Origin of the sequence: Bradyrhizobium sp. Bra64 (assembly GCF_024519875.1) — a bacterium.
In the GTDB taxonomy this organism is placed as follows: domain Bacteria; phylum Pseudomonadota; class Alphaproteobacteria; order Rhizobiales; family Xanthobacteraceae; genus Bradyrhizobium; species Bradyrhizobium japonicum_G.
This window is the reverse complement of record NZ_JALJRD010000018.1, coordinates 36062-48265: the sequence shown is the minus strand read 5'-3', so window position 1 is coordinate 48265 and position 12204 is coordinate 36062. Positions and strand designations below refer to the sequence as shown.

Here is a 12204-nt window from a genome sequence, read left to right as displayed (position 1 = left end):
CCGCGATCTCAGGACTTGTCGAACTTCTTGACGACGTCGGCCCATTTCTCGATATCGCCGCGCAGGAACTTGTCGAACTCCGTCGGCGTCATCGACATGGGCACGGCACCCTGCTCAGTCCATAGCTTGACGATGTCGGGCCGCTTCACCATTGCGTTCACGGCGGCGTTCAGCTTGTCGATGATTGGCTTCGGCGTGCCGGTCGGTGCCATCAGGCCAAGCCAGATCGTCGCCTCGTAGCCGGGTACGCCGCCCTCGATCGCGGTTGGCACGCTTTGCAGTACCGCAGAGCGCTGCTTGCCGGTGGTGGCGAGGGCGCGGACCTGGTTCTCGGCGATGTTCGGCGCCATCGCCGGCACCGCGTCGATCATCATCTGCACCTGCCCGCCGATCACGCCGCTGCGCGCCTCGCCGCTGTTGCGGTAGGGCACGTGGACCAGGTTGATGCCCGCCATCGCTTTGAACAGCTCGCCGGCCATGTGATAGGGCGTGCCCTGGCCGGAGGAGGCGTAGTTCAGTTTGCCCGGCTGCGCCTTGGCGAGCGCGATGAACTCCTGCAGCGTCTTCGCCGGAACCTGCGGGTTCACCACGATGACGAGATCGGAATAGTTCACCGGCGCGATCGGTGCGAGGTCGCGCATCAGCTCGTATTTGCGTTGGTTCGGCGTCAGCAGCGATTCGTTCGCGGTCTGGGTGTTGGACATCATGAGCAGCGTGTAGCCGTCGGCCGGCGACTTCGCCGCTTCGACCGTGCCGATGACCCCGCCCGCGCCGGTGCGGTTCTCGATCACGAAGGGCTGGCCAAAGCTCTCCTGGAGCACGTTGCCGATCAGCCGGGCGGCGACATCGGCCGGCCCGCCGGCGCCGAAGGGCACGACGATCCGCACCGCGTGGGTGGGATAGTCCTGTGCCAGGGACGGAGCTGCGGGAAATGTGGTGAGCAGACCGGCGGCCAGCGCCAGCATGAGTTGTCGGGCCGTCACACCCACCTCCCTGATATCGTTCTTGTTGGCCGGCACTGTAGCGGCAGGGGATGCGGACTGTCGACGCCTCACTTGGCCGATCGTGCCGGGAATATCGGGCCGGTTTCGGTGTGACCGGGCCGTATTTCGCGGCCGCGGCAGGAACCCGCGTCGCATGTGGTTTGAGCAAATCGCATGGGCATTGCCGGATAAATGCCCTCGGCGGACCGGTATTTTGGTGTTACGAAATCGGGCATGAACCAGCACGCCAAGATCGAAATCCGCCATTCGACCTGTCCGCATGATTGCCCGTCGGCCTGCGCCCTCGATGTCGAGGTGGTCGAAGGCCGCAGCATCGGCCGCGTTCGCGGTTCGAAGAAGCAGACCTATACGGCCGGCGTCGTCTGCGCCAAGGTCGCCCGCTATGCCGAGCGCATCCATCACCCCGAGCGGCTGATCTATCCGATGCGCCGCACCGGGCCGAAGGGCTCCGGGCAGTTCGTGCGGATCTCCTGGGACGAGGCGCTCGACGAGATCGCCAACCGCTTCAATCAGGCAGAGCGCGAGTTCGGCGCGGAATCGATCTGGCCCTATTACTACGCCGGGACGATGGGGCTGGTGATGCGCGACGGCCTCAACCGCCTCACGCATGTGAAGAAATACTCGCGCTTCTATCAGACCATCTGCGCCAATGTCGGGCGCATCGGCTTTGCGATCGGCACCGGCAAGATCGCCGGCGTCGATCCGCGCGAGATGGCAGTGTCCGATCTCGTGGTGATCTGGGGCACCAATCCCGTCAACACGCAGGTCAACGTGATGACGCACGCCGCCCGTGCGCGCAAGGAGCGCGGCGCGAAAATCGCGGCGGTCGACATCTACGACAACGAGACCATGATGCAGGCGGACATCAAGATCCTCCTGCGTCCCGGCACCGACGGTGCCTTTGCCTGCGGCGTGATGCATGTCCTGTTCCGCGACGGCCATGCCGACCGCGCCTACATGGACAAATACACCGATTGCCCCGCCGAGCTCGAGGCGCATCTGAAGACCCGGACGCCGGAATGGGCCTCCGCGATCACAGGCGTGCCGGTGTCCGAGATCGAGGCGTTTGCCAAACTGGTCGGCGAGACCCAGCGGACCTTCTTCCGGCTCGGCTACGGTTTCACCCGCTCGCGCAACGGCGCGACGCAGATGCATGCGGCACTCTGCATTCCCGCGGTGACCGGCGCCTGGCAATATGAAGGCGGCGGCGCCTTCTTCAACAATTACGCGTTGTGGCACTTCGACGAATCGCTCATCGAAGCCCACGACGCGATCGACCAGACCACGCGCGCGCTCGACCAGTCGCAGATCGGCCGCATCCTTACCGGCGATGCCGAGGCCCTGCTCGGAAAGGGGCCGGTCAAGGCGATGCTGATCCAGAACACCAACCCGATGACGGTGGCGCCGGAGCAGGCGCTGGTGCGGCAGGGATTCGCGCGCGAGGATCTGTTCGTCGCGGTGCACGAGCAATTCATGACCGAGACGGCGCAGATGGCCGACATCGTGTTGCCGGCGACGATGTTCATGGAGCATGACGATCTCTATTACGGCGGCGGCCACCAGCACATCTCGGTCGGCCCGAAGCTGATCGACCCGCCCGGCGAGTGCCGCTCCAACCACCAGCTGTTGCAGGCGCTGGCGCCGCGGCTTGACGCGACGCATCCGGGTTTCGAGCTGACGCCGCGCGAATTGATCGACGCGACGCTGAAGCTCAGCGACCACGGCGACATCGCCGGCCTCGAAGCCGATCTCTGGCGCGACCTGCAGCCGGACTTCCGCACCTCGCATTATCTCGACGGTTTTGCCCATGCCGACGGGAAATTCCACTTCAGGGCCGACTGGGCGCATCCGCCGTTCGGCCGGACGATGGGCGATTTCGACAAGATGCCTTCGTTGCCGGACCATTGGGCGGTGATCGAGCACGCCGACCAGGCTCATCCGTTCAGGCTTGCGACCAGCCCTTCGCGCAGCTTCCTCAACACCACCTTCAACGAGACGCCGTCCTCGCAGGCGCGCGAGGGCAGGGCGAGCGTGATGATCCATCCCCTCGATGCAGCCTCCCTCGACATCGCCGACGGCGATGCGGTGACGCTCGGCAACACCCGCGGCGAGACCACGCTGATTGCCACACTGTTCGAGGGCGTGCGGCGCGGCGTGCTGATCGCGGAATCCGTTCATCCCAACAAGAGCCATATCGGGGATCGCGGCATCAACATGCTGACGGGCGCGGACACCATCGCGCCGATCGGCGGGGCCGCGTTCCACGACAACAAGGTGTGGATCAGGAAAGCGGTCGCCGCCTGAGCGGGCCTTGATCGCCCGTATATTTGTGTCGAGGCGCTAAAGCGGCGTCTCGCCGCAGATTGCCCCTTGCACCTTGCGCCCGCGCTGCCGCAAATGGCAGCAAAACGGAAAGCTAAGGAAGCGGCGTCATGACCGACACAACGAGCGTCATCACCGAGAAGCGCGGGCAGGCGTTCTGGATCACCATCAACCGGCCGGAGAAGCGCAATGCGCTGAACGGCGACGTGATCGCCGGCATCGGCAAAGGCTATCGCGACGCGCATGACGACAGGGATGTCCGCGTCATCGTGCTGACGGGCGCGGGCGACAAGGCGTTCTGCGCCGGAGCTGATCTGCAGAACTCCGGCGCGGCCTTCGCGATGGATCATTCCAGGCCCAATGTCGACTATGCCGATCTGCTGCGGTTGTCGCAGAACGCGACCAAGCCGGCGATCGCGCGCGTCGGCGGCGTCTGCATGGCCGGCGGCATGGGCCTGCTGTGCATGACCGACATGGCCGTTGCGGCCGATCACGTCATCTTCGGCCTGCCGGAGGTGAAGGTAGGCGTGTTCCCGATGCAGGTGTTGAGCCTGCTGCAGTCCATCGCTCCGCCGCGGCTCGTCAACGAATGGGCGCTGACCGGCGAGCCGTTCGACGCGAAGGCGGCGCAGGCAGCTGGCCTGCTCAACCACGTCGTCCCCGCAGCCGAGCTGGATGCCAAGGTCGACTGGCTGATCGGCCGCATCGTCGACAAATCCCCGACCGCGATCCGCCGCGGCAAATACGCCATGCGTGCGATCGCCTCGATGTCGTTCGACGAGAGCATCGCCTACACCGAAAGCCAGATCGCGCTGCTCGCGATGACCGAGGACGCCAAGGAAGGGCTGAAGGCCTTCGGCGAGAAGCGCAAGCCGGTCTGGACGGGTCGGTAAGGGGGTTACGACAGGAGCGGCGACCTCAGCCCGCGTTGGCCTTCAGCCCCGCTGCCTGGATGCCGGAGACCGCGCAGGCCTCGTCATTGTCGGACGTGTCGCCGGAAACTCCGACCGCGCCGAGCAAGGTCGTGCCGTCCATGATCAGCACGCCGCCCGGGACCGGCACCAGCGCGCCCCTGGCGATGGTGTTCACCGCGTCGATGAAATAGGCCTGCTCCTGCGCGCGCTGGAACAGGGCGCGCGAACCCATGCCGAGCGCGAGCGCGCCGTAGGCCTTGCCGTGCGCGATCTCGGCGCGCATCAGGCTGGTGCCGTCCTGGGCCGCGGCGATCTTGAGCACGCCGCGGGCGTCGAGGATGGTGACGACGAGCGGCTTCAGCTTGAGTTCGCCGGCCTTCGCAAAGGCGGCATCGAGGATCTTGCGGGCGGTGTCGAGCGTGAGGTCAGCCATGGCTGGTTTCCTTTTCAGCGAGAGAAGTGGAGTTGGTTTCGGCGCGATCGAGGCTCATCGCCAGCACGCGCGCGACGTGAAGCGCCTCGCGCTGCGCGCCGTCGTGGATCTGGTGCCGGCAGGAGGTGCCGTCGGCCACGACCAGCGTCGTCTGGTCCGCGCGCCGCACGGCGGGCAGCAGCGACAGCTCGGCCATCTCGATCGAGGCGTCATACGTGTCGGCGCCATAGCCGAAGGCGCCGGCCATGCCGCAGCAGCTCGATTCGATGGTCTCGACTTTCAGGCCGGGGACGAGGCGCAGCACCTGTTCGACCGGCTTGAACGCGCCGAAGGATTTCTGGTGGCAATGGCCGTGCACAAGTGCCTTGTCGGCGACGGCGCCGAGCGGCAGTCGCAGCCGGCCGGCCTCGGCCTCGCGCACCAGGAACTCCTCGAACGTCAGTGCGTGGGCACCGACGGCCTTGGCGTCATTGTCCTGGCGCAGCGAAGCCAACTCGTCTCGCAGCGTCAACAGGCAGCTCGGCTCGAGGCCGATGATCGGCACGCCGCGCGCGGCAAAGGGCGCGAAGGCGGCGACGATCTGGTCGAGCTCGGACCTCGCTTCGTCGACGAGTCCGGCGGACAGGAAGGTGCGGCCGCAGCACAGCGGCCGGCTGCCGCTCGCGGGCTTCGGCATGTGCACGCGGTAGCCGCCGGCCGTGAGCACGCGCAGCGCGGCGTCGAGATTCTCGCGCTCGTAGATGCGGTTGAACGTGTCGGCGAAAAGCACCACCTCGCGGCCGGCCTCCGGACCAACCGTTTCCGCAGGCGGCACGAACACGTCGCTGCGGAAAGCGGGCAGGGCGCGGCGTGCGCTGATGCCGGCAAAGCGCTCGAACAGCTTTCGCAGCAGCGGACTGCGGTTGCGTAAATTCGCCAGCGGCGCGAAGCGCGCCGCGAGGCCGGCATAACGGGGCAGATAGCCGACCAGCCGGTCGCGCAGCGTCAGGCCGTGGGAGGTGACGCGCGCGGCCAGCACCTCGATCTTCATCTTGGCCATGTCGACGCCGGTCGGGCATTCGTGGCGGCAGGCCTTGCAGGAGACGCAGAGTTTCAGCGTCTCCATCATCTCGTCGGAGGAGAGCGCATCGGGCCCGAGCTGGCCGGAGATCGCAAGGCGTAGCGTATTGGCGCGCCCGCGCGTGACATCCTTCTCGTTGCGCGTCGCGCGGTAGGACGGGCACATCACGCCGCCCTCGAGCTTGCGGCAGGCGCCGTTGTTGTTGCACATCTCGACCGCGCCCTGGAAACCGCCGCCCGCGCCGGGCCATGCGGACCAGTCGAGCTTCGTGTTCAACTCGCCGACGCGATAGTCCGGCCGGTAGCGGAACAGCGAGCGGTCGTCCATCTTCGGGGCATCGACGATCTTGCCGGGGTTGAGCACGCCGTCGGGATCGAAGCGCTGCTTCACTTCCCTGAAGTCGGCGACGAGGCGTTCGCCGAACATCGTCGCATGGAATTCGGAGCGCACCAGGCCGTCGCCATGCTCGCCGGAATGCGAGCCCTTGTACTCGCGCACCAGCGCGAAGGCCTCTTCGGCGATGGCCCGCATCGCCTTGACGTCCTTCTCCAGCTTCAAGTTCAGCACGGGACGCACATGCAGGCAGCCTTCGGAGGCATGGGCGTACATCGTGCCGCTGGTGCCGTGCTTGGCGAAGACTTCGTTCAGCCGCGCGGTGTAGTCGGCCAGATGCGGCAGCGGCACCGCGCAGTCCTCGACGAAGGAAACCGGCTTGCCTGCGTCCTTCATCGACATCATGACGTTGAGGCCGGCGGCGCGGAAATCGGCGATGCCGCCCTGCAGCGCCGGCTCGGTGATCTCGACCACGCCGCCCCATTTGCGCTTGTCTTTGCTCCAGCCGAAGCCGAGATCGCCCATCAGCTCGCCGAGCTGCTTGAGGCGGACGAGGTTGTCCGCCTGGTCCTCCTCCGCGAATTCGACCACCAGCACGGCATCCGGATCGCCCTTGATGGCGGTGGAGATGATGGGCCGGAACATCGCGATGTCGCGGCCGAGCGCGAGCATGGTGCGGTCGACCAGCTCGACCGCGATCGGTTTGAGCTTGACCAGATGCTGGGCCGCGTCCATCGCCTCGTAGAAGCTGCCGAAATGGCAGATGCCGAGCGCCTTGTTGCGGATCACCGGCCACAGCTTCAGCTCGACCTTGGTGGTGAAGGCCAGGGTCCCCTCGGAGCCGACGAGAAGGTGCGCCATGTTGTTGCGCGCATTGCGCGGCACCAGCGCATCGAGATTGTAGCCGCCGACGCGGCGCTGCACTTTTGGAAATCGGGCCGCGATCTCCTCGGCCTCGCGCGTGCCGAGATCGAGCATGTCGCGGAACAGCGCGCGGGCGCCGTTGCCGGGATCGACGTCGGAAAGATCGCGCGACACCTCGCCGTAGTGCGCCAGCGTGCCGTCGGCGAGTGCGGCCTCCATCGACAGCGTGTTGTCGCGCATGGTGCCGTAGCGCAAGCTGCGGCCGCCGCAGGAATTGTTGCCGGCCATGCCGCCGATCGTCGCGCGCGAGGCCGTGGAGACGTCGACCGGAAACCACAGGCCGTGCTTCTTGAGCTGGCGGTTGAGGTCGTCGAGCACGATGCCGGGCTCGACCACGCAGGTGCGGCCCTCGACGTCGAGCGCCAGGATCCGGTTCAGGTGCTTCGAGAGATCGACCACGAGGCCGTCATTGACGGTCTGGCCGCATTGCGAGGTGCCGCCGCCGCGCGGGGTGACCTTCAATCCCTCGTCGCGGGCGATCGCCAGCGCCCGCAGCGCCTCGTCCATGGTCCTGGGCACGGCCACGCCAGCCGGCATGATCTGGTAGAACGAGGCGTCGGTGGCATAGCGGCCGCGGCTGAAGCCGTCGAACAGCACGTCGCCGGTCATGTCCGCGCGCAGGCGTCGTTCGAGCGTGGAGGCGTTTGTCATCCCTGATCCCGGACTGATCCAGCGAGGTGGCTCAGCCTTGCTGAGTTATCCATTATTGTTCACGACCGATTATATTATGAATTCAAAATGAGCAAGCCGGCTGACCCTCAAGGCGAGGCGGGCGCCTCGCCTTGGGGCTCGGTCAGGTGATCGATCGCCGCACTCCGCTTGTTGCGCAGGTGCTGGAACAGGATGTCGCTGAGCTCACTTGCGGCGCGCCGGCGCAACGCATCAAGGATGGCCTCGTGCTCGCGCATCGCTTCCGCCCAGCGCTGCCGCTTGCGGGCGAAATTGGCGGAGTAGCGGACACGGCGGATCCGGCCGGCGAAATTGGCGTAGGCGGTCCTGAGCGTCTCGTTGCGGGCGGCCGCGACGATGCTCTCGTGGATGCGCTGGTTGGTCTGGAAATAGCCGTGCATGTCGCGATGCAGATAGTGGCCGTACATCTCGTAATGCAGCTGCTCGATCGCGGTGATTTCCTCATCCGTGATGGCTTCGCAGGCGAGGCGCCCGGCGAGGCCCTCCAGTCCCGCCATTACGTCGAACAGCTCCTCGAGGTCGCGCTGGCTGAGCTGGCGGATGCGTGCGCCGCGGTTGGGCAATAGCTCGATCAGCCCCTCGGCGGCGAGCACCTTCAAGGCCTCGCGCAAGGGCGTGCGGGAGATGCCGAACATTTCGCAGAGCCGGCGCTCGGGAACGCGCGCGCCCTCGGCGATATTGCCCTCGACCACATAGTCGCGCAGCCGCAGCAGGATCTCGCCATGGAGCGAGGCCTCCTGGCGGTCGCCGCCGTTGCCGGCGGGCGGGGCGATCGGAACCCCGGTGTCGGGAATCGTGGATTTCATTTGCAGCACAGTAGTTTGCCCGTTTGATCGCGTCGACGTCCACAATCGAATACCAAATTTCGATTGAAAGGACAAAAAATGAATGCAAAATAGCTCGCAGGGCCGGCCATAACCCGCCGACAGGGAGGTTTTCATGCATCAGGGACGCCATTTTCTTCAGATTCCGGGCCCAAGCCCCGTCCCCGACCGCGTCCTGCGCGCCATGGACATGCCCGTCATCGATCACCGGAGCGCGGAATTCGGCGAGCTCGGCCGCGCCGTGCTCGAAGGCAGCCAAAAAATCTTCCAGACCGCCGGTCCGGTCGTGATCTTCCCCTCGTCGGGGACCGGCGCCTGGGAGGCGGCGATCGTCAACACGCTGTCGCCGGGCGACAAGGTGCTGATGGTCGAGACCGGCCATTTCGCCACGCTGTGGCGGCAAATGGCGGGCCGCTTCGGTATCGATGTCGATTTCGTGCCCGGCGATTGGCGCCGCGGCGCCGACCCGGCGGTGGTCGAAGCAAAACTCACCGAGGACAAGGCGCACGCGATCAAGGCCGTGATGGTCGTGCACAACGAGACCTCGACCGGCGCGACCAGCCGCATCGGCGAGATCCGTGCTGCGATCGACCGCACGGGCCATCCGGCGCTTCTGATGGTCGACACCATCTCCTCGCTCGGCTCGGTCGACTACCGCCACGACGAGTGGAAGGTCGACGTCAGCGTCAGCTGCTCGCAGAAGGGCTTTATGCTGCCGCCCGGCCTCGGCTTCAACGCGATCTCGGAGAAGGCGCGCGCCGCTGCGAAGACCAACAGGATGCCGCGCTCCTATTTCGATTGGGAGGAGATGCTCAAGCCCAACGCCAACGGCTTCTTCCCCTACACACCCGCGACCAATCTGCTCTACGGCCTGCGTGAGGCGATCGCGATGCTGCTCGAAGAAGGGCTCGAGAACGTGTTCGCGCGCCATCAGCGGCTGGCTGCCGCGACACGCGCCGCCGTCAATCATTGGGGGCTCGAGATCCTTTGCCGGGAGCCGGCGGAATTCTCGCCGGTGCTCACCGCGGTGCTCATGCCACCGGGACATGATGCCGACCAGTTCCGCAAGATCGTGCTCGACAATTACAACATGTCGCTCGGCTCGGGCCTGTCGAAGGTCGCCGGAAAGGTCTTCCGGATCGGCCATCTCGGCGAATGCAATGCGCTGACGCTGCTCGGTGCGCTCACCGGCGTCGAGATGGGCCTGTCGGTCGCGGGCGTGCCGCACCGCTCAGGCGGCGTCGATGTCGCGATGAAGCTGCTGGAGCAGCGTCCGCAGGGCAATGCGTCGCCGCATCTGAAAGTGGTCGGCACTTAAGGCCGCGCGGGACACGCGGCCGAAATCATAGGAAGTGATCAGGGAGGGATGCGGGCCCCATGGCACACGCGGCCGCTCGCCGCTCGCGCGCGGCGGCGACGGAGGCCGAGGAGCCTCTCCCGTCCGGCAAGGTGGTGGCCGCGGAGTAGGGGGCGGCGGAGGTCCGCCGCTTCTGCATGGGAGTCGCCCTTTGGAGAGAGGACAAGCCGGTCAAATGGTGCTATTCGGCGGCCATCAAAACCAAGGCTAGACCGGGAAGGACGCCGATGACCGTGCATACTGGAAGGCATTTCTTACAGATTCCAGGACCGACCAACGTGCCCGACCGGGTGCTGCGGGCGATGGACATGCCGACGCTGGACCATCGCGGTCCGGAGTTCGCCGAGCTCGGTTTCGCCGTCCTCGCCGGCATGCAGCGCGTGTTCCGCACCAAGCAGCCCGTGATCATCTTCCCCTCGTCCGGCACCGGCGCCTGGGAAGCGGCGATGGTCAACGTGCTCTCGGCCGGCGACAAGGTCCTGATGTGCGAGACCGGCCAGTTCGCCGTGCTGTGGCGCGGCATCGCCGACAAGTTCAAGCTCGACGTCGACTTCATCCCGAGCGACTGGCGCCACGGCGCCGATCTCGCCGAGATCGAGAAGCGCCTTGCCGCCGACAAGCAGCACACGATCAAGGCGGTCTGCGTCGTCCACAACGAGACCTCGACCGGCTGTGTGACCCCGCCGCTGGAGGTGCGCAAGCTGCTCGACCGCGTCAAGCATCCGGCCCTCCTCATGGTCGACACCATCTCGGGCCTCGGTTCGATGGAATATGAGCACGATGCCTGGGGCATCGACGTCTCGGTCGCGGGCTCCCAGAAGGGCCTGATGCTGCCGCCGGGTCTCGGTTTCAACGCCGTCTCGGAGAAGGCGCTCGCTGTGGCGAAGGCCAATCCGGGCATGCGCTCCTATTGGGACTGGCAGGAAGTCATCAGCTTCAACAAGCTCGGCACCTTCCCCTATACGCCCGCGACCAATCTGCTCTACGGCCTGCGCGAGGCGGTGAAGATGCTGGAGGAGGAGGGGCTGGAGAACGTCTGGTCCCGGCACAAGCGCCACAGCGCTGCGACCCGCGCCGCGGTCAAGGTCTGGGGCCTGGAGACCCAATGCGCCGATCCCGCCGCGCATTCGCCGGCGCTGACCGGCGTGCGCGTGCCTGACGGACACGATGCCGACGCCTTCCGCAAGGTGGTGCTGGAAAACTTCGACATGTCGCTCGGCACGGGCCTGAACAAGGTCAAGGGCAAGGTGTTCCGCATTGGCCATATCGGCCATTTCAACGATCTGATGCTGATGGGCACGCTCGCCGGCGTCGAGATGGGCCTGGATCTTGCAAAGATTCCGCACCGAAGCGGCGGCGTGTTGGCGGCCATGGACGTCCTCAAGGGACGCGACGTGGTGCCGATGGCCAAGGCCCAGGTGGCTTAAAGGCCCAGGTGGCCCGAAACTAACCTAGAAAGTGAGCGCGCGATGAACGCACCGACGACGACGAACGAAGACCTGCTCTACTCCGTCCAGGACGGCATCGCGCGGATCACCTTCAACCGCCCCCAGGCGCGCAATGCAATGACCTTCGCCATGTATGACCGCATGGCGGAGATCTGCCAGGAGATCAACGCCGACCGCTCGATCAAGGCGTTGATCCTGACCGGCGCCGGGGACAAGGCGTTCGCCTCCGGCACCGACATCTCGCAATTCCGCGCCTTCAAGACCGCGCAGGACGCGCTTGATTACGAGGCCCGCATCGACCGCGTGCTCGGCACGCTCGAGCAGTGCCGCGTGCCTGTGATCGCGGCGATCGCCGGCGCCTGCACCGGCGGCGGCGCCGGCATCGCGGCCTGCTGTGACCTCCGCATCGGGACTGAGACGACGCGCATCGGCTTTCCGATCGCGCGCACGCTCGGCAACTGCCTGTCGATGTCCAACATCAGCCGCGTCGTCTCGCTGGTGGGACCTGCCCGCACCAAGGATATGATCTTCAAGGCGCGGCTGGTCGAGGCGCCGGAGGCGCTGGCGCTCGGCCTGCTCAACGAGGTCGTGCCCGACGTCGAGACGCTTCAGCGCCGCGCCGACGAGACCGCAAAGCTCGTCGCGAGTCACGCGCCGCTCACGCTCGAAGCGACCAAGGAAGCGGTCCGCCGCATCCGCCGCACGCTGTCGCGCGAAGAGGGCGAGGACCTGATCCTCAAGGCCTACATGAGCGAAGATTTCCGCGAGGGCATGGACGCCTTCCTCAACAAGCGCGCGCCGAACTGGAAGGGCAAGTAGCCCGTACCGTCGGCTCTTTCGCCCGCCTTCACAGGCTGCGCGAAAGCCGAAGCGATTGCGGACGCCAATCGTCAGT

Annotated in this window: 9 protein-coding genes; 5 read left to right on the top strand and 4 right to left on the bottom strand. The window is 66.2% G+C overall.

Annotated features, from left to right (window positions below):
• Nucleotides 1-8: 8 nt before the first annotated feature.
• Nucleotides 9-965 carry a tripartite tricarboxylate transporter substrate binding protein gene (locus NR187_RS31455; protein ID WP_256809025.1) on the bottom strand — a complete coding sequence of 319 codons (957 nt, stop codon included), beginning with the start codon at nucleotides 963-965 and terminating at the stop codon, nucleotides 9-11.
• Between the two features lie 252 nt (nucleotides 966-1217).
• On the opposite strand from NR187_RS31455, the gene NR187_RS31450 reads away from it, so the two are divergent.
• Both NR187_RS31450 and NR187_RS31445 read left to right on the top strand, forming a co-directional pair.
• Nucleotides 1218-3308, top strand: a complete 2091-nt coding sequence (locus NR187_RS31450; protein WP_256808974.1) for a molybdopterin-dependent oxidoreductase — start codon at nucleotides 1218-1220, stop codon at nucleotides 3306-3308.
• Between the two features lie 128 nt (nucleotides 3309-3436).
• Complete coding sequence (locus tag NR187_RS31445; protein ID WP_211384933.1) at nucleotides 3437-4219, top strand: enoyl-CoA hydratase/isomerase family protein; 783 nt, start codon at nucleotides 3437-3439, stop codon at nucleotides 4217-4219.
• A 25-nt stretch (nucleotides 4220-4244) separates the two neighbouring features.
• Here the strand turns inward: NR187_RS31445 and NR187_RS31440 are convergent, their stop codons facing one another.
• From NR187_RS31440 to NR187_RS31430, 3 genes are all read right to left on the bottom strand, one after another.
• A complete protein-coding gene (locus NR187_RS31440; protein ID WP_211384934.1) occupies nucleotides 4245-4673 on the bottom strand; it encodes a heme-binding protein in 429 nt (142 codons plus the stop codon).
• Entirely contained in the window at nucleotides 4666-7641 is a 2976-nt protein-coding gene (locus NR187_RS31435; RefSeq protein WP_256808973.1) for an FAD-binding and (Fe-S)-binding domain-containing protein, read from the bottom strand. The genes NR187_RS31440 and NR187_RS31435 overlap by 8 nt, the downstream gene beginning before the upstream one ends.
• Before the next feature lie 107 nt (nucleotides 7642-7748).
• Entirely contained in the window at nucleotides 7749-8486 is a 738-nt protein-coding gene (locus NR187_RS31430) for a GntR family transcriptional regulator (protein WP_256808972.1), read from the bottom strand.
• A 133-nt stretch (nucleotides 8487-8619) separates the two neighbouring features.
• Between NR187_RS31430 and NR187_RS31425 the strand changes: the two genes are divergently transcribed.
• From NR187_RS31425 to NR187_RS31415, 3 genes are all read left to right on the top strand, one after another.
• Nucleotides 8620-9822 (top strand): alanine--glyoxylate aminotransferase family protein, encoded by a 1203-nt coding sequence (locus tag NR187_RS31425; RefSeq protein WP_211384937.1) that lies wholly within the window; start codon nucleotides 8620-8622, stop codon nucleotides 9820-9822.
• A gap of 266 nt (nucleotides 9823-10088) precedes the next feature.
• A complete protein-coding gene (locus NR187_RS31420; protein WP_256808971.1) occupies nucleotides 10089-11288 on the top strand; it encodes an alanine--glyoxylate aminotransferase family protein in 1200 nt (399 codons plus the stop codon).
• Between the two features lie 42 nt (nucleotides 11289-11330).
• Nucleotides 11331-12128, top strand: coding sequence for an enoyl-CoA hydratase/isomerase family protein (locus NR187_RS31415; protein WP_256808969.1), 798 nt, complete (start codon nucleotides 11331-11333; stop codon nucleotides 12126-12128).
• The last annotated feature ends 76 nt before the right edge of the window (nucleotides 12129-12204 follow it).